This window comes from Acinetobacter seohaensis, from assembly GCF_056431365.1.
Genome location: NZ_JBWKMK010000022.1, coordinates 55644 through 75167, shown reverse-complemented (window position 1 = coordinate 75167; position 19524 = coordinate 55644). Strand labels below are relative to the sequence as shown.

16 protein-coding genes are annotated in these 19524 nt (G+C 41.4%); 7 read left to right on the top strand and 9 right to left on the bottom strand.

The annotated features are described in order from the left end of the window. Nucleotides 1–1980, bottom strand: coding sequence for a DNA mismatch repair endonuclease MutL (mutL, locus tag AC07E5_RS03805; protein WP_498624636.1), 1980 nt, complete (start codon nt 1978–1980; stop codon nt 1–3). Beyond that, nucleotides 1973–2449 carry a tRNA (adenosine(37)-N6)-threonylcarbamoyltransferase complex ATPase subunit type 1 TsaE gene (tsaE, locus tag AC07E5_RS03800; RefSeq protein WP_096901184.1) on the bottom strand — a complete coding sequence of 159 codons (477 nt, stop codon included), beginning with the start codon at nt 2447–2449 and terminating at the stop codon, nt 1973–1975. Before tsaE ends, mutL begins: the two co-directional genes overlap by 8 nt. 216 nt (nt 2450–2665) lie before the next feature. Between tsaE and AC07E5_RS03795 the strand changes: the two genes are divergently transcribed. From AC07E5_RS03795 to AC07E5_RS03785, 3 genes are all read left to right on the top strand, one after another. After that, entirely contained in the window at nt 2666–3580 is a 915-nt protein-coding gene (locus AC07E5_RS03795; protein ID WP_498624634.1) for a pseudouridine synthase, read from the top strand. 110 nt (nt 3581–3690) lie between these two features. Next, nucleotides 3691–4047: a type II toxin-antitoxin system RelB/DinJ family antitoxin gene (locus AC07E5_RS03790; protein WP_498624632.1), complete on the top strand. Its 357-nt coding sequence runs from the start codon at nt 3691–3693 to the stop codon at nt 4045–4047. 93 nt (nt 4048–4140) lie between these two features. Then, entirely contained in the window at nt 4141–4584 is a 444-nt protein-coding gene (locus AC07E5_RS03785; protein ID WP_004976850.1) for a GNAT family N-acetyltransferase, read from the top strand. 101 nt (nt 4585–4685) lie between these two features. On the opposite strand, the gene AC07E5_RS03780 is transcribed toward AC07E5_RS03785, so the two are convergent. After that, nucleotides 4686–5408: a pseudouridine synthase gene (locus AC07E5_RS03780; RefSeq protein ID WP_104851878.1), complete on the bottom strand. Its 723-nt coding sequence runs from the start codon at nt 5406–5408 to the stop codon at nt 4686–4688. Between the two features lie 158 nt (nt 5409–5566). Here AC07E5_RS03780 and AC07E5_RS03775 point away from each other — a divergent pair, with 158 nt between their 5' ends. After that, nucleotides 5567–6022 (top strand): DUF441 domain-containing protein, encoded by a 456-nt coding sequence (locus tag AC07E5_RS03775; RefSeq protein ID WP_004976854.1) that lies wholly within the window; start codon nt 5567–5569, stop codon nt 6020–6022. Between the two features lie 85 nt (nt 6023–6107). Here AC07E5_RS03775 and AC07E5_RS03770 read toward each other — a convergent pair whose 3' ends face one another. From AC07E5_RS03770 to AC07E5_RS03750, 5 genes are all read right to left on the bottom strand, one after another. Beyond that, on the bottom strand, nt 6108–7283 hold the full coding sequence (locus tag AC07E5_RS03770) for an MFS transporter (protein ID WP_498624629.1): 1176 nt from the start codon (nt 7281–7283) through the stop codon (nt 6108–6110). Between the two features lie 130 nt (nt 7284–7413). Then, nucleotides 7414–8334: a LysR family transcriptional regulator gene (locus AC07E5_RS03765; protein WP_004976859.1), complete on the bottom strand. Its 921-nt coding sequence runs from the start codon at nt 8332–8334 to the stop codon at nt 7414–7416. Nucleotides 8335–8617: 283 nt separating this feature from the next. After that, entirely contained in the window at nt 8618–9601 is a 984-nt protein-coding gene (locus AC07E5_RS03760) for an ion transporter (protein ID WP_498624627.1), read from the bottom strand. A gap of 140 nt (nt 9602–9741) precedes the next feature. After that, a complete protein-coding gene (locus AC07E5_RS03755; RefSeq protein WP_019837405.1) occupies nt 9742–11454 on the bottom strand; it encodes an AAA family ATPase in 1713 nt (570 codons plus the stop codon). Between the two features lie 103 nt (nt 11455–11557). Further along, nucleotides 11558–13561, bottom strand: a complete 2004-nt coding sequence (locus tag AC07E5_RS03750) for a hypothetical protein (protein ID WP_498624625.1) — start codon at nt 13559–13561, stop codon at nt 11558–11560. 465 nt (nt 13562–14026) lie between these two features. On the opposite strand from AC07E5_RS03750, the gene mdh reads away from it, so the two are divergent. Further along, nucleotides 14027–15199: an iron-dependent methanol dehydrogenase gene (gene mdh / locus AC07E5_RS03745; RefSeq protein WP_004976867.1), complete on the top strand. Its 1173-nt coding sequence runs from the start codon at nt 14027–14029 to the stop codon at nt 15197–15199. Between the two features lie 246 nt (nt 15200–15445). After that, complete coding sequence (locus AC07E5_RS03740) at nt 15446–16441, top strand: alpha/beta hydrolase (RefSeq protein ID WP_498624624.1); 996 nt, start codon at nt 15446–15448, stop codon at nt 16439–16441. A gap of 47 nt (nt 16442–16488) precedes the next feature. Here AC07E5_RS03740 and AC07E5_RS03735 read toward each other — a convergent pair whose 3' ends face one another. Then, the gene (locus AC07E5_RS03735; protein ID WP_180112444.1) at nt 16489–17670 is read right to left on the bottom strand and encodes a sigma-54-dependent transcriptional regulator family protein; all 1182 of its coding nucleotides are present in this window, start codon (nt 17668–17670) and stop codon (nt 16489–16491) included. A gap of 245 nt (nt 17671–17915) precedes the next feature. Here AC07E5_RS03735 and exaC point away from each other — a divergent pair, with 245 nt between their 5' ends. Next, complete coding sequence (gene exaC / locus AC07E5_RS03730) at nt 17916–19427, top strand: acetaldehyde dehydrogenase ExaC (protein WP_498624622.1); 1512 nt, start codon at nt 17916–17918, stop codon at nt 19425–19427. Nucleotides 19428–19524: the final 97 nt, after the last annotated feature.

The following is a 19524-nucleotide window of genomic DNA, read 5'->3' as shown; positions in this document are numbered from 1 at the left end:
CTACTCTCCTCGAGCAAAAAGTTTATCTAATTGAGCCAATGGAAAAGCACGCCATGTTGGACGACCATGATTACATTGGCTGGCAAATTCAGTTTGTTCCATTTGACGTAACAAGGCATTCATTTCAGAAAGACTCAGCATCCGATGTGCACGCACCGCGCTATGACACGCCATACCCGCCAAAATATGATCACGTTTTTGCAGTAATGCCTGCGCTTCATCATTTGGGTCTAAATCATTCAGTAATTCAGGAATCAACTCTGCAAAATCTGCTTTATGCAAAATGGCTGGCACACCGCGCACAATGACTTGCTCATCGCCATATTGGTCAACATCCAAACCTAAACGTGCCAATTGTGGTTTTAAATCATCTACACGCATGGCCTGCATACGACTAATGCTGATGACTTTGGGAATGAGCAATTGCTGCGAAGTCCAAAACTCTGGTTTATCCCACGCAGCTTTCATCTGCTGTAAAACGATACGTTCATGTGCGGCATGCATATCGACAATAATCAAACCTTCGCTGTTTTGCGCCAGAATATAAATACCGTGCAATTGTGCAATCGCAATTCCAAGCGGGTGTTCATCTACAGCTGTCGTCGATTCATACGCTACGCTAGTTGAATCTTGAGAGTCGACATCACGTAAAGGTGCGAGATAGCTTTTTAAGGCATTATTCAGTTGTTTCGAGCCTTGATAACTGCCTTGCATCGCTTGGCCGTATTGCACAGTTTGCGGATGGCTACGATCAAACTCGGTAAGTAGATCACTACCCGATGCTGTATTGGATACCTGATCTGCATCTACCCTTTGTTCATACGGATTCAGAGGGTTGGTCTGCACAGATTTGTGCAGCTGAAATTGTTCTTGGTAACGTGGCTGTACGACATAAGGTACTGCTTGCTCTACTGAGTCGGCTTTCATTGCCGTCGCAAGATCAGCTGTTGCAGTTTGAAATTGTGCCAAGGTTTCTTTGGCATAATGCCGTACAAACTCATGCACTTCACGCTGATTTAAAAAGCGGATTTCGTGCTTAGTTGGATGCACATTGACATCAATATTTTCAGGTTCTACTTCTAAAAATAGCAAATATGCAGCATGTTGATGTCCATGCAAAATACCTTCGTATGCCATACGCAAAGCATGGGAGATGGTCTTGTCTTTTACAATACGTCCATTCACATACACATACTGTAAATCGGCTTGTGAGCGTGCATCGGAAGGATGCCCCAACCAACCCGATAAGCGCATGGTGACACTATCAGCATCAATCCAATAGGCATTTTCGACAAAGTTTCGTCCTAAAAGTTGCTGCACGCGCTGAAAACGCAATTCGCCACTGTCTGCAATGGGTAAATTCAGTTTAATGCTGTCGTTGTGTTCCAAAACAAAACGAATATCAAAATGTGTCAGCGCCAAACGACGGACAATTTCTTCAATATGTCCAAATTCTGTACCTGCTTTTTTCAGGAACTTACGTCGTGCAGGCACATTAAAAAATAAATCCTGCACCCGAATATGTGTGCCTTTTTGTGCAGCAACGGCCTGAATATCTTGATGGTCAAAGGCAGTGCCATTGACTTCAACCTGATAACCAACACCATCTTCAGTTTGGCTGCTGACCAAAGTCAAACGCGATACTGCTGCAATTGATGCCAGTGCTTCTCCACGAAAGCCTAAACTGACAATGGCATGTAAATCATCGGCCGTTTGAATTTTACTGGTCGCGTGACGAGTCACCGCCAAAGGCAAGTCTTCGGCATGAATGCCACGACCATTATCAATAATTTCAATGAGTGTACTGCCGCCTTGTGCCACACGAATAATCAGCTCGGTTGCACCTGCATCAATGGAGTTTTCTAGTAACTCTTTGACCACAGAGGCAGGACGCTCAATTACCTCACCCGCAGCAATTTGGTTGGCTAAGGCAGGTTCAAGCGTGTGGATCCGACGTAGATTTAACACATCATTAGGCATGATTAAATTGTTGCTCCAAAGCTTGTTGTAATGCAACCGAAGACGAACTTAGCGTTGCAGTACGGCTTAATTCATCTTCCGATTTTTTAATTTCAATGATCAGGTCTGCGGGCGGAATTTCATCGCCACCTTTTGATGGCCATTCAAATAAAAACAAGGCATTTGGGGTTTCTAAATAATCACGAATGCCCATCAGCTCTAATTCATAAGGATCATTTAAACGATATAAATCAAAATGAAAAATATCTTGTCCTTGTATTTGATAAGGTTCCACCAAGGTGTAAGTCGGGCTTTTAACCGCGCCCTGATGCCCCAAATGCTGTAGAAAATAACGCGATAAAGTGGTTTTTCCTGCGCCTAAATCACCAATTAAATAAATCACACCCGACCGAAAATGCGTTGCCAAAACCTGCGCCAGATTTTGGGTATCTTGCTCATTATTTAAAGCCAAATTAAATGAATACTGCATAACGCTCACGACATGATTCAAAAGACCAATTATGATAGCATCGCACTGCTTTAAAGCCTATGTACTGATGGATAAAACTGTGTAAATGTGGACAATTTATAACAAGTTTAGACAAGGCAATGAATCAAGATTGTTAAGCTTAGCACCCAAACTGCTTAGGCTATTTTCAATATGATGAAAAAGAAACTCTCCCACCTGAATATGAGCAATTTGCAGATGAAGTCGACTCATCCCAACACCTTTGTTCCACCCATGCTAGATGGTGTGAGCGCCAGCAAATTGCATTTACCCAAATTAAGCACACAGCCTGAATCAATTTTTCGTTATTTATGTGCCCAGTTTGCCCATATTTCTGCACAGGAATGGCTGCAACGCTTTGAGGATGGTCTGGTTTATGATGCCGAAGGCAAGCGTTTAGATTTAGATACACCTTATAGCGCACATCAGGATATTTTTTATTATCGTTTTTTAGCGCATGAAGTTGCCGTGCCTTTTCAGCATCAAGTTTTATTTGAAAATGAACACTTATTGGTTGTAGATAAACCACATTTTTTGACCATGAGCCCTACAGGGCAATATGTACAAGAAACCCTATTAGTACGCTTAAAAAAACAAACACAGAATGAGCAGCTCACACCTATTCATCGTTTAGACCGCGAAACTGCGGGTGTGGTGCTGTTTTCCAAACAACCAGAAACTCGGGCGGTGTATCAGCAATTATTTGCAGAACGTCAGGTGCAAAAAACCTACCATGCCATTGCGCCTTATCAAGCTAATTTGTCACTACCATGTACTGTGCAATTACGCATGGAAAAAGGTGAACCTTTTTATTTGATGCACGTCGTGGCAGGCACACCTAACACCGAAACAGAAATTCGTTTGCTTGAACATAATCAAACATGGGCAAAATATGAATTAAAGCCTACAACAGGCAAGCAGCACCAACTGCGTGTGCATTTAAATAGCTTAGGTATTGCGATTAAGAACGACCCGTTTTATCCCATTTTACAGCACAAACAAGCAGATGATTTTTCTGCACCGCTACAATTGCTTGCCAAGCATTTAAGTTTTTTTGACCCGATTAGCCAGCAACAATTCCACTTTAGCGCACAGCAAGAATTGACATTGTAATATGTTTGTCATTACAAAATAGTGGATTTTCGTTGTAGTCATATTGAAATTACAAATGAATTGTTTACAATATTGCTAAAATTTAAATCTATTTCCTTCTATTAAAAATTATGAGAAAAACTGAAGTCTATCAAGTACGCTTGGACTCTCAAGAGAAAAAACAAGCCTTTGCTGTGTTTAAACAGTTGGGGATTACGCCTGCGCAAGCGGTACGTTTGTTTTTTAAGCAAGTCGTGCTGACTAAATCAATTCCCTTTTCAATTGAAAATCAGAATATTAATCTGGAACAATTGATTAAGTTACGCAAATTAAAACAAGAGCAAAAAGCAACGCTAGTGGATGCAACCCCAAGCAATGATGCATCTGTAACTGGCAATAATAGTGTTGAAGATTTTGAACTGGATGATGAACATCTAGACTTGTTTGATGAACTCAATGCAATTTTGGGTGAAACTGACAAAAATTAACAGTGTTGCATTTTTAAACAATTCTTTAAAAATTTACTTTAAAAACTTAGCTATGCTTCATGCAAGGACAATAAAAAAGCATGGAGTATCGTAATGATTGTAAGACGTGCCACTTTAGAAGACTTAGACCAGCTTGCTGTATTGTTCGATGAGTATCGTCAGTTTTATGGTGCATCCTCGAATTTAAGCCTTTCAGCAGCATTCTTAAAACAGCGTTTTGAAAATCAGGAAAGTGTGATTTTCATTCATATCAAAGATCAAAAAATCACTGGATTTGTATTACTTTATTTAGGCTTTTCTTCGGTTGCCTGCTCGACCTACTATATTTTAGATGACGTTTATGTCACCCCTGTTTTTAGACGACAAGGTTCGGCCAAACAGCTCATTGATACTGCAATTTTATTTGCACGACATGAAAATGCGCTACGGATTAGCCTTGAAACACAAAAAAGTAATTACCAATCCCACCAATTGTATGAAAAGATGGGCTTTGTCAAAGATGATGAATTCCAGACTTATCACTGCTTTTTAAAATAGTCACCTGATCTGACGATTACGGCTTTAGGCAAAGGGTTTAAATTTAATCTGACGTAAGCCATTGATCATAAGCTATTGATGAAAGTTCAGCAGAACCTCATTTATTCCATACGGTTTTTTGCCAATTCGACTTGTTCAGGGCTTAAATACATCCATTCACCCACATCTAAAGCCAAATCAGTCAAGTTTAATGCACCAACTTGCTGACGATGTAATTGTTCTACTTTATTGCCCACTGCTGCCAGCATACGTTTAACTTGGTGATAAACACCTTGATGAATGGTCATCTGCAATTCATGTTCAGCAAGCTGTTGTACCTCTGTTGCAGCAAATGTCCCTGATTCATTGCGCAATGCGACACCCTGCTCAAGTTGCTGGATTTGTGTTGCATTAATCGGGTCTGCGGTGTGCATAGCATACACTTTTGCCACATGCTTTTTAGGATGGGTCAATGCTTGTAAAAACTGTCCATCATCCGTCAGCAATAACAGCCCTGTGGTGTCCTGATCTAAGCGTCCAACACACTGCAAACCACGATTCAGCAATACATCATCAAACAAGTCAAACACACTAAAATGATGGGTCGCCTGATGCGAACACTCATAGCCTTGTGGTTTATGTAAGGCGATATAGACCTTTTCACGATATTGATAATTTTCCCCATACACCGAAAATTGCAAAACCGTTTCAGGCGCAATTTTTATCGCGAATTTAGGATTGGTCTGGGTTTCGCCCATAATGGTGACTGCACCATTTTTAATGAGTTGTTGGCAATGTTTACGTGATCCAAAGCCTTGTGATTGCAACATTTTTTCCAACAACATGATGAGCGACCTAATGATAAAAGTATAAATATATTTGCTGCTATTCTAAACCAAATACACCGTAAATTCTGAACACATTGCGTACCTTGCCCGCTTGTAGTTCAAAACAGTTACAATAACTGCACTTTTCCAATTTATTTCCCCTTTTATGGATCACCATGCTCTCTCAATTAGACCTTAACCTGATGGTGCTGATCGTTCTACTCGCATGCGGTATTTTTAGCCAAAATACGGCTGTGACGATTGCCGCAGCAGTACTGATTGTTTTTAGAATTACGCCGCTAAGTGAATTTTTCCCACTATTGCAGCAGCATGGCTTAAATCTGGGCATTATCATTCTCACCATTGGCGTACTGACACCCATTGCCAGTGGCAAACTTCCAGGCGAAGCAATTCTAAAATCTTTCCTGAGTTGGAAATCTTTACTTGCGATTGCAATTGGTGTTTTTGTGGCATGGTTAGGCGGGCGTGGTGTCAAGCTCATGACCAATCAGCCTGATGTGGTCGCAGGCTTATTGATTGGTACAGTCGCAGGTGTTGCTGTGCTACGTGGCGTGCCTGTGGGACCACTGATTGCAGCAGGAATTCTCACCTTGTTTATTGGCTATTCTTAACATAGATTTAGGGACGCTTGGTTTAGATGGTTTTGCTTGAATTCATCGTCTTGTATCAACCAATTCCAATAAAAACCATCCAAATCTAAGCCACTTTGCGAAACAAGATAGATGTTAATATCATTCCCATTGCAGATAAAACGGCCATTAAAATACCAACCCAAAGCCATGTTCCTGTGGCAGATACGATAGCTGCGACCACAGGCGGCAATAAAAATTGTGAAATTGCCGAGCACTGCAACACCAAACCTACGGTGGTACTAATCGCAATCGGTTGTGGTGCAAAATTAAGTACTTGCGCAAATACCACAGCTGCGACTAAACCACCAAATAAAGAGAAATGGATGACCAATAAAAACTGCACAATGAATGGTAAAACATCACGCAAAATATAAAAACTCAGTGCGCATAGCATCAATACCGCAAAACCCATTTGCATCAACACTTGCGCTCTCAGCCCACGCTGTAATAACAACCCACATACAAATGTACCCACCGCATTTGCCATTGCAACCATAGCTGTGAGCACACCTGCGGTTTGTAAAGATATTTGATATTGCTGATAAATGGTCGGCAAAAAACCCACCAAACTGAACCACTGCCCTGCATAAACACCAAAAACCAAAGCCAATATCCATGCGGGTGGATGGCTCAAAGTGCTTTTAATCAGTTCAAAGATGGCAATGGCTTGCGTGCTGATCTGCACACTCGGTACGGCTTTATAAATGATGATTGCGAGCGCAAAGGATAACAATCCCAAACACATCCACACGCCTTGCCAATCCAAGATGGTCAGTAAAAACGGCGTACTTAGTAAACCAATACCCATCCCACCGCCCATATAGGCACTCCACAGCCCCATTTTGGCAGGCAACTGCTCCACTGCAACCAGTTGACGAATAAATGTAGGGCCGCTGAGTGTAATCAGTAAAAAACCAAAACCTTCAATTACACGCAGACTTAATAGTGCGGAAAAGCTATGTACAAAACCACCGACAAAACTTGCACCTGCCAATAAAGACAAACCCAAAAGTACACAGCGTTTTAAGCCAATTTTTGCGGTATAACTGCCTAGCAACAACGCCAAAGTCATGCCTGCAGCTTGTACTAAAGACAGCAAAAAGCCTGCCTGAACCAGACTAATTCCGAGTTCAGCTTGAAGGATAGGCACAGTCGGTGGCAACTTGCCAATATGCATTGCTGCCATAAAACCCGCAGCAACAATCCACAAATCCTTTGTCAGCCAACGTACCGAACTCACTGCGCTCTCCCTTAATTTTCGCAAGGCAAGCTTAGCAAGAACATCTCACTGTTTTTAGTGGAGATTTAGATGAGCTTAGTGTTTTTAGCGATAAATTAGCATTCTCTTTACGATGCTGATCGTACGATTTTTAACTTGAATAATATTGTGTGCGTTTTTGGGAAAATTTCTCTAATTGCTTCAAAAAGCCTTCAAAATAGCTCTTTTCTTTTTCTTCGCTACGATAACCCGCATACAAGGTACGGCGTAATCCTCCCGCAGCAACGCAGTCTAAACGACGTGAAGTTACCCAGCCTTTTTGCTCATATTCATTCACCACCCAATCTGGCAATGCGCCAATCCCTCGCCCACTCGCCACCAGTTGAATCAACATTTGGGTTAAATCTGTAGTACGAATAGCTTTTGGCTGAATATTGGCTGGAATGAATAGCTTAGACATAATATCTAAACGGTGTTTATCGACAGGATAGGTAATCAGGGTTTCTTCTGCCAACTCCTGTACGGTAATGCGCTCGGCACGTACTAAAGGATGAGTATTTGACAACACCAAACGCGATTCATATTCAAAAATTGGAAAATATTCGATACCTTTTAAGGCAATCGGGTCTGCAGTAATCAATAGGTCAAATTCTGCGTTTTGCAATAATTCATGCGGATTGGCTTCAAAACCTGAAGCAAAATCTAAATCTACATCAGGGTATTGCTGACGATATTGATTCAGCAGCGGCATCAACCAGTCAAAGCAACTATGACATTCCGAAGAAAAAATAATCCGCCCCGTTTGCCCATGCACAATGCGGGTAATATCGGTTTGGGTAATTTGAATTTGTGGCAAGACATCATCCGCCAGTTTCAATAAACGCTGCCCAACATTGGAAAATGTCACAGGACGACTACGGCGATTCACCACTTCTACGCCATACCAATGATCTAGTTCTTTGAGTTGATGAGAAATGGCAGATGGCGTCAGACATAAATCATTGGCGGCAGCAACCAAAGAACCATGTTCACGCAGGGCTGATAGCGTTTTTAAGTGGCGAATTTCAAGCATTGCTTGTTCCTAGTTTTTCAAGTTATTGACTGCATGTTTAGACCTAGGTCGCATTTTTATTTTGCAAAATAAGAAACAAAGCCAAACATGATTCAATTTAATAATGAATTAATTTAATCTTAGCATGTAAATAATGAGTTTTCTTCATCTTAGTTTCTATTCGATGATATTTACTACGAAATCAATACAATTCCATAAAAATAATATGGCTTTCAGCAAGCATGTTTTAGGCTTCCAACGTGCAGAGCCAAACTAGAATTGAAATTCTTAACCCAAGCCTCGCTTACTCCGACAACTTCTCTCCACAATGTGGGCAGTATTTATAAGGCTCCTGTTCTAAACGCAGCTCTTCTTCACGACGCTCACGAATTAACTGCAATAAAATATCTTGGGTTTGCTCAGTGTTTAAACCGACTTGTTTGCGTAAATCTTCAATTTTTTCTTGATCATTTAACAGATCAATCTCACTATTTTGCAATAGCTCTCTAAATTTCAACCCTAAATGCTGCTTACGTTGTTCAAGTTCGTTGGCTAAACCTGTGGCTAAAATACCTGCAGGCAATGCTGCCAAGCCGACACCCAATACCGTAATTAACGCACCTAAAATTCTGCCCCAAGGGGTAATTGGTGTGACATCGCCATAACCGACTGTGGTTAAAGTCACCACTGCCCACCACATCGAAGCGGGAATTGAGCTAAAGGCTTCAGGCTGTGCCTTGCTTTCCACCACATACACACCTGCGGCAGACATCACAATCATAATAGAGAGAATAAAAATGACTGCCTGAAATGATCCTTTTTCCCGTTCGATCACTCTTAATAAAATTTGCAATGATACAAAGTAACGTGTCAGTTTTAACAAACGCAGCAAACGTAAAATTCTTAGGAACCGTAAATCTAGATGCACAAAGAAGTTAATATAAGCAGGTAGAATCGCCAACAAATCTATAATTGCCCCACCGCTGGTAAGCCATTTTACACGCTGTTTCCACGGCGAAATAAACGGGTCTTTTTCGGCAATACTCCAAATCCGCAGCAAATATTCAAGCGTAAACACTGCGATGGAAAAGTTTTCAAAATGGTCAAAAAATACCTGATAGGCAAGATAGACATCATTCACCGACTCTAAAATAACCGCACTGGCATTGCTTAAAATCAGTAAAATTAAAAAATAGTTAATGCAACGACTAAACCATGTTTCATAGTCATCGTCGTGTAAGTTGTTATAGACAAATTTTCGAAATGTGTACCACGGTGTAAATGCCATACCGAATATTATATTTTAAAGCTTACAGTGATGGCAGTTTAACCGAAGTTTTTCTCAAAACGATAGTATTTTATGTGACGTTAAGCGGGCATTTTTAATGCAGAATTGCAGTATAAGTCATCATTATCCAAATGACTAAACTACTGAATAAACAGCAATGCTAAACGCACCTGATCATAGCCCATGCGTGGACTAGTCGCTTCAACAATCGGGCGCAGTTTAATTGCGCCATCATCGCTGAAGTGCTCTGCATTTTGACGCTTCATTAATCGCTTATAAATTTTACGGACCTCTTCCACCACTTCTTCACCTGGATGTGCCACTGAAATATCCAGATTTTGTTCTTTTTGCAAACGTGCCAAATGGTTGATAATAGTTGCAGGAGTTAAACCTCGCTCTACTGCAATATCCTGAATATCATAACCTTCTTCAAATAAAGCGCGGGTTTCATCTAACGTGGCAGTCGCATAATTGGTTTTTCCACCTTTGGCAATTTTCTTTTCATTGCGCAAAATTTCGGTTTCGTTCAACGTGCCACCACAGTGACGAATAAATGCATTATGTTGTGGTGTTAAATCCATCAGCTCATAGTGCGTTTCAGCTTCTTCAGACAATTCCTGAAAACGGCGGTCAGCCTTAATCGCTAAACTGTCGAGTTCCAAAGCTTGGCTATTAAATCCCAATAAACGCAAACCGCTTAACGATTTTAATCGTGACAACGCCACATAACCCTGCCCTTTTTCAAAAGTATGGCTAAGATTGATTTCTGCCGCTTCTAAGGTCATACCTTGTGATTTGTGGATGGTAATTGCCCATGCCAAACGCAGCGGAATTTGCTGGAAACTGGCAATGGTTTTGCCTGCATCATTATCCACCGACCAAGTTTCAGGCTCGACCAGTAATACTGTGCCATCGGTCAATTTTACTTTAGGCAAAATACCGTGATCGTCATCTTCTTCAAAGCCAATCACTTCGCCCAAACTGCCGTTGATATAGCCCATATCGAAGTTGTTTTTAACAAACATCACTTTGGCATGTTTTTTTAGATTTAAAATTTCAGGCGCACGTACGGATGATTTCAGCGTTTCAATCAACTTTTCATTGCCATCACACACGGCATCAAACTGCTTGCTCTCAGTTTCAATTTCATTCAGATGCTTAAAGTTGATATTGTCCACGTCCATATTGTGCGTATATAAACGCGTGAAAGTGTCGCCAATATCTTGATGGCGGGTGTGCTCCAAAGCCTGAATATGTTGATGATCAATACTTTGTGCACGAATTGCATTGAGAATGTCATTTAAATAATCGTCGCCCTGACGGTGCTGCTCAGTTAAATAACAGACTCGAAATTTAGCTTCGACCCACGCCTCTGACATAAAACAGAACTTGTCACGATTGCGCTCATCGTTTTTTCCTACAGGCGGTAACTGGAAAAAATCTCCTGCGACAATCACTTGAATGCCGCCAAAAGCGTCATCACTGTCTTTAAAATATTTTAAAACTTGATTGACCAAATTCAGTTGTTTGGCATGCAACATCGAAATTTCATCAATAATCAGCACTTGCGCATTTTCTAAATGTTCTTTGAGATATTTGCGCTCTTTCATATTTTTCAGGTCGGCATCGGACAAAAAATCTTTAATGCCTATGCCTGCCCATGTATGAATGGTCATGCCATTCATGTGCGTTGCTGCAATGCCTGTAGATGCCGTAATTGCCACGGGCACTTTACGCGCTTTTAAATAATTGATGTATTGATTCAGGGTATAGGTTTTACCCGCACCAGCCGAGCCTGTTAAAAAGACATTTTCGCCTGCTTTTAAAAGTTTAAGTGCAGTTTCCTGTTTCATAAGACCTATACCATGATTGAACGGCTATAGCCTAACGAGTTTTGAGCCAAAAGTTAAGGCTCAAGTCCGTGAATACGACAACGGTTGTCTTATGACTTGTAACTTATGACTTTGATGGTAATTGTGGATTCAGCCATGCAATAAACTGCGCTGCGATGGTAACCAACAATTGTTCTGCTTTTTGATTATTAGGATATTCCAATTGATCAAACACAAGTTGCCCATTCCTAAAGTGACAGCCCAAGGTCAATTGCTGCGCATAATGTGGCGATGCCATGTGAAATGCCACATATTGTCCTTCACTCATGGCTTTGGCATAGCTCAGTGCCAAACAGTGTTTAAAGTTTTTCGATTCTTCAATAATACGGTCTAAATCGGTCAGTTCTTCAAAACACCAACCCGAAAAGTACAATATTTGCTGCGGGCTTTTCGCCTGCCATGTGCTACATGGAATTTCTTTTTTCAGTTTGGCAAATAGCTCTGCTTTATACACTTGTTGATGCCAATGCACCGCTTGATGAAACAACCCCAACCAACTCAAACTTTTTGGAATATGCGTATGCGCTGCAAAATACTCCAGTAAATAGTCACGCACATAACTGTCAAATACCGAAATACGTGTATTGTGCGCACGTAAATAAAAACGCTGCCGAAAATCATCAGGCTGAATCTGATAACGCTGCAATACCGTATAAAAGTCACGTCGCTGCTGACTTTCTGACTGAATATAGTCCAACAAAGCAGTCGGTAAATCTTGAGTGATTTGCTGTAAATACAACATATAGCTTTGCATGACACGACTTAAACGCCGAAATACATGCTTGACCAAATGCTCATCATGTTGTGCCACGGTTTTCAGCAAAGTCATCCACTCATCCAAATACAAAATAGAAGGACTAATGGCAACTCGCGGATCATCCAACGATTGTTTTTCGCCATGCGGCATTAAACTGACATTATGCGCATGTGCGAACCACGCTTGCTGTGTCGCATATACATTACAGCTTTGAATGAACATACGTGCGGCTGAATATTGAAAATATTGCAAAGTTGCCAAAATAATCCGTGGATGTGCCTGACTACAATCGACAAAACTGAGCGCAGTCACTGCCACCCGCACACTGGTATGATGAATATTTAAACTGAGCCAATCCAACACTTGTGCAGACTGTTTAAACAGCCAATTCACCGCACGTGGATAATCAAATAACGGCAGTTTGGCGACTTTCTTTTGCCAAATTAAAGGGCAAGATTTTAAAAAATGCGGTTTCGCCAAAGCATCGGAACGCTGCCACACCTCACGGTGCATTAAACGCGCAAAAGCCAATAAATGCCCATGTTCTTCGGCATGTCGATACAACAACCGAATATCATCCTGATGATCGATTAAATCCTGCAAATTAAATCGTTCAGGAAATGAAATACTTAAAATACGATGCATGGCTTTAGGTAAAAATTCTGCCGCACTAAAACTAAAATCATCATAACTTTGCATCAGTGCTTGCACTGGCAAAAAGGTTTCACCCTCTACAAATTCCAAAGCACACAGCATCGATAAGTTAGTTAAAACATCATCAGGAATGTGCTGCCCTTGCTGCACAAATTTGGTCAATACTGGTTGATACTGATCGTCTGCCTGCATTAATGCCTGATCTAAAATTTGTGCCTGCATTGCATCTAAATGCAATAACAATTGCTTAACCCGTGCTGCACCATCTACCCACAGGTAAACTTGCTGCAGAATCAATTGTCGCAATTGCTGCGCCTGATTACGCAAAAATAAAGAATGCTGCGGTTTTAAATCCCCAGTCAAAAAATGCAGATCATGTAAGAAAAAATCTTCAAATGCTTCTTGCTGTTTCCCCGCAAATTCAAAGTGAGTTTCTATTAAATTTGTATGCGATTTTGGCGGATAAAATTCAAGACTAAACAGACCATTCAGCAATTCGACCCGATGCTGCAAAGGATCGATCCGAAACAAATTTTGTGCTGTAAAATGTCCAACCAAATCCATTTGATCTTGATAGATTTCTGCGGCCACACTGGAAATACGAACCAATTGCTGTGCAACGGCATGCAACTGGCTATGCTGGCAAATTGGCTGCATATACGCTCCTCATGCTTAAGTGCGGTCTATCTAAGTGTCATCTTATTTTTATTTGATTGCACCGACTAGACCCATCACGTGATACATCCCTATTTTTTGTTTTTTATTTCCATCTGCAAAAAGTGGACAATTCTTCAATCGAGCTTAAGCCACTTATTAATTGAATTACACCTGAAATTTATGTGAACGGTATCTACACCTTAAAATTAGAGATACAAAAACACCATAAACAAGATTTAAGCCCTTGCCTATAGCCTGCGCACAACTTCAGATAAAATAAAAACCCATTAAAAAACAAATAAATTTCAATTGATTAGTTTGCATTATTTACTCAGAAAATAGGGTTGGTGTTTGGTAGGTAGGATTTCACCACAAAGCATTGTATAAATTGTATACTCAAATCACGGTTCAACACCGCGATAACAACACATTATTCCAATACCCAATGCAAGAAGGAATCTGAGCATGGCTTTTAAAAATATTGCAGATCAAACCAACGGTTTTTATATTCCTTGTGTGTCTCTCTTCGGCCCTGGTTGTGCCAAAGAAATTGGCGTAAGAGCGCAAAATTTAGGTGCTAAAAAAGCCCTGATTGTGACAGATGAAGGACTGTTTAAATTTGGCGTAGCCGATACCATTGCAGGCTATCTCACCGAAGCAGGCGTTGCTAGCCATATCTTTGCAGGTGCTGAGCCAAACCCAACCGACATTAACGTACATAAAGGTGTCGATGCCTACAATGCCAATCAATGCGACTTTATTGTATCTTTAGGTGGTGGTTCTTCACATGACTGCGCCAAAGGCATTGGCTTAGTTACCGCAGGTGGTGGGCATATTCGTGATTATGAAGGCATTGATAAAAGTACCGTGCCAATGACCCCGCTAATTGCCATTAACACCACAGCAGGTACAGCATCGGAAATGACCCGTTTCTGTATCATTACCAACACTGACACGCACGTTAAAATGGCAATTGTCGATTGGCGCTGCACACCACTCATCGCTATTGATGATCCAAAACTCATGATTGCCAAACCTGCAGGTTTAACCGCAGCAACAGGCATGGATGCTTTAACTCACGCTGTAGAAGCCTACGTTTCAACTGCAGCCAATCCTATTACCGATGCCTGTGCGGAAAAAGCTATTCGTATGATTAGCCAGTGGCTCAGCCCTGCTGTGGCAAATGGTGAAAATATTGAAGCACGTGATGCCATGAGCTATGCGCAATATTTGGCTGGTATGGCATTTAATAATGCCTCATTGGGTTATGTGCATGCCATGGCGCATCAACTCGGTGGTTTCTACAACTTGCCGCACGGCGTCTGTAATGCAATTTTACTGCCGCATGTTTGCGAATTTAACCTGATTGCCTGCCCTGAGCGTTATGCAGATATTGCAGAATTGATGGGAGTCAATACTGACGGATTAACCACCACAGAAGCCGCCTATGCCGCGATTGATGCTATTCGTGAACTATCTAGCTCGATTGGTATTCCAACAGGTTTAGCAGAGTTAGGCGTGAAAGAAGATGACTTGGCGATTATGGCTGAAAATGCACAAAAAGATGCCTGCATGCTCACCAACCCACGTAAAGCCAATCATGCACAAGTGGTCGAAATTTTTAAAGCCGCGATGTAATTTGAATTTCCTGCTGAGTGAATCAAGATTTGCTCAGCATCTCCCATCCTTTTTTTCAATTTTCCTCTTTTGCTGTTTTATTTTATCCTTCCCTTTGGCAGAACCATCTCAGATGCGTTCTGCTTTTTTTGCTGTTCAGAACAAAATGAACTCGCAGCATAAAACTAAAGCGATTTAGATGCAGAGGGTTTGCATAATTCAATTTGACAAATGCGCACAGCTCATCAAGGATATAGTCAAAATAAAATGGATGACGAACACCTTATGCTGTTAAGTAAAAAACAAAAAACAACACCAAGCTATCAACCCGATATTTTGGGTGCCGATTACCAACAAATGACGCTGGATTTTCCTTCGGATTATGAAGGCAAAGTGATTGCTACCTTGGTACGCAAAAAGGCCGAACAAGAAACCCGTAAAGCTGTGCTCTATATTCATGGTTTTATTGATTATTTTTTTCAGACTGAAATGGCAGAACAGTTTAATCAACATGGTTATGACTTTTATGCGCTCGATTTACGGAAATATGGCCGCTCACATTTGTCACACCAGCACTGGTATAACGTGCGTAACCTATCTGAATATGATGCAGAAATTTCGGCTGCACTTGAGCAAATAGCGGCCGAACAGCATGATTCCGTTATTTTATGTGGTCACTCTACAGGTGGATTAATCACCACACTCTATGTGGCACATCATCCAAATCATCCTCTGATTCGCGGCCTATGGTGTAACAGCCCTTTTTATGATTTCAATATGACCGAAATTGAGAAAAAAGCTGGCGTACCACGCTTAAGCCAACTCGGGAAGTTATTTCCAGATTTGAAGTTTCCAAGCCGGCTAAATCCATTTTATGTACCCAGTCTACACAAGCAATATCATGGTGAATGGTTATTTAATTTAGAATGGAAGAAACCGCGCTATCCTAAAGTGCGATTAAGTTTTGTACGTGCAATTCATGAAGCGCAAAAAGAAATTCATGCCAGTGTGCATTTGGGTGTACCAACCTTAATTATGCATGCGAGTCAAAGTAGTTATCCACGCCAATGGAATGAGATTGCGCAACGTACTGACGTAATTTTAGATGTTGCGGATATGCAAAAATATGGGCATCACATGCATGGTGATATTCAGCTTTGCCAAATTGAAGATGGCGTGCATGATTTGGTGCTTTCTGCGCCCGAAGTCCGTGCGGAAGTATATCAGTCCTTGTTTGACTGGTTAAACCGCAAAGGGCTATAAAAACTAAAGGACAGTGAAATGAAAGCCTAAATGACTTGAGTCGTCCTTTAGGCTTGGTATTTTAATAAAATTTGATGTGCAGGATGATGCTTTGGCATCAATTCAATTAAACGCTCCACCGCGTCAATCGCTTCAGGGCTGCGTGCCAAATGTTTTAGTAATACATCGGTATCTTGTGCATTAAAAATGGCATCACTCAGGCGTGATTCTAAACAATCTCGCCATGCGCATAAAAATGGACTTTCAGTTTTCGCCAAAAATACCCCTGCACACGTTTGCAAGGCAGACTGCACATAACCTGCATCTAAAGCCTGCTCAGCTTGTAAAAAATCGGCTTCAATATGCGCCAAAACTCGGTAAGGACGCGAGCCGAGCATCCCCCCTAAAATATCGCGTAATTGCGACATTTCAGCTTTTAGCGTTCCCATGCTGACTTTACGCTCACCATATAGTGCTTGGTGTAAAGTGTCTAAACTCATGCCTTGTGGGCAAAGTGCCAAAATCACCAATATTTCAATTTGACGCGGTGTCATCACCACCACTTTGCCATTAAATAACACCTGTGGCACACGAAACGCGCGAATATAAAGCTGCTGTTTTTGCTGTTCCAGCAACGCATTTTGAATTAAAGAAGCACAGCGCTCTGCTGCCAACAAACCCAAACTGTTATGATTTTTCCAAGTGGTCGATAAATCAATCACGCCCAACACTTGTTTGGAATGTGGGTCTAAAATTGGTGCGGCATAACAAACCCAGTCATGTAACGATGACATATAATGTTCACTGGAAAACACACAACTGGCTTGCTGAGTTTTGAGTGACAAAGCCAAAGCATTGGTACCCACCAACTCTTCACGCCACTGTCCACCCTCTACAAAATGTACTCGTTCCGCCACATTACGCATTTGAGCGCTCGCTGCCGTCCAAATAATCGTACTGCCCACATCGCCCACGGCTGCCACCATGTCGGACTGCTGCGCGATATGTTTTAAATCTTCTGCGCAATTTTGCACAGCTCTCTGTAAAGCCGAACCGCCTTGCGGATGCGATAAACTGGAATTTAACGGAGCAGCCTGCCGATCTACAGGAATTTCTGCAATTTCAGAGCGTTGCCAAGAATTTAAAATACTCTGCTGAATTTGCTGCGCATGCAGCGGCGATAAACTACTGCTTTGTCTAAACCGTTCAATATGCAGTTTTTTTTCCAATAGATCTTGTTTTTTCATCATGACTGATTCTCACAATCCTGTGGGCATTACATCCATTGTACTGCTTACTTTTGTAAGGATTTGTTCGCTGCTTGTAAACCTGCAACTTTCCAACCTTTTTCCAACCTTATATTGGTATGCTAATCAAATAACGTACTAAAGTACCTTATACCTTAGCCGTAAATTTAACCTGATTTTAGACACAGGATTGTGATAAAAGGTAAAGATGACGGCAGATTATAAAAAACCATCAAAGGAAGAGAATTATGCGTTACGTAGATCCCAATCAACCTGGTTCAAAAGTTCAATTTAAAGCACAATACGAAAACTTTATTGGTGGCGAGTGGGTCGCCCCTGTAAAAGGCGAATACTTTGAAAATATCTCTCCTGTAGATGGCAAAGTATTTACCAAAGTCCCACGCTCATCGGCAGAAGACATTGAACTGGCTTTAGATGCAGCCCATAAAGCCAAAGCACAATGGAACAGCTCATCTCCAACCACACGCTCCAACATTCTGCTTAAAATTGCAGATCGTTTAGAACAAAATCTAGAATTATTGGCAGTGGCAGAAACATGGGATAATGGTAAGCCTGTTCGGGAAACATTGGCTGCCGACATTCCATTGGCGATTGACCATTTCCGTTATTTTGCGGGCTGTATTCGTGCCCAAGAAGGCGGAATTTCTGAAATTGATGAAGATACCATTGCCTATCATTTCCATGAGCCATTGGGCGTTGTAGGGCAAATTATTCCATGGAACTTCCCTATTTTAATGGCAATATGGAAACTTGCACCTGCTTTGGCTGCGGGTAACTGTATTGTACTTAAACCTGCAGAACAAACCCCTGCTAGTATTTTAGTTTTGGTCGAACTGATTCAAGATTTATTGCCAGCAGGCGTATTAAACGTAGTCAATGGTTACGGTGTAGAAGTGGGTCGCCCATTGGCAACCAATCCACGTATTGCCAAAATTGCATTCACAGGTTCAACCCAGGTCGGTCAATTGATCATGCAATACGCCACTGAAAACATCATTCCAGTGACTTTAGAGCTTGGTGGTAAATCTCCAAATATTTTCTTTGAAGATATTATGGCGCAAGATGACGACTACTTAGACAAAGCACTCGAAGGCTTTGCCATGTTCGCGCTGAATCAGGGTGAAATTTGTACTTGTCCATCACGTGCGCTCGTACAGGAAAGTATTGCTGACCGTTTCCTTGAAAAAGCCATCGAACGTGTTAAACGTATTAAAACAGGTCACCCGCTTGATACTGAAACTATGATTGGTGCGCAGGCATCGCAAGAACAACAAAACAAAATCTTGGGTTGTATTGCGACAGGTCGTGCCGAAGGTGCGCAAGTTTTAACAGGTGGCGGTGAACGTCATGAAGTTGGCAGTGGTTTCTATATTGAGCCGACAATTTTCAAAGGCACCAATGACATGAAAATTTTCCAAGAAGAAATTTTCGGCCCAGTGCTTTCTGTGACTACATTTAAAGACTTTGATGAAGCCATTAAAATTGCCAATGACACCATTTACGGTTTAGGTGCAGGTGTTTGGTCACGTTCTGCGCACACTTCTTACCGTGCAGGTCGTGCTATTCAGGCGGGTCGCGTTTGGACGAACTGTTACCACATCTACCCTGCGCATGCCGCTTTCGGTGGTTATAAAAAATCAGGTATTGGCCGTGAAAACCACAAGATGATGTTAGAACATTATCAACAAACCAAGAACTTGTTGGTGAGCTACTCAACTAAACCTGCTGGCTTCTTCTAAGTTGGTTAATTCAACCTTAACATGATGAATGAAAATGCGAACTTCGGTTCGCATTTTTTATGTTTTGGATATACGAATGGACAAAAAGTAAAATAAA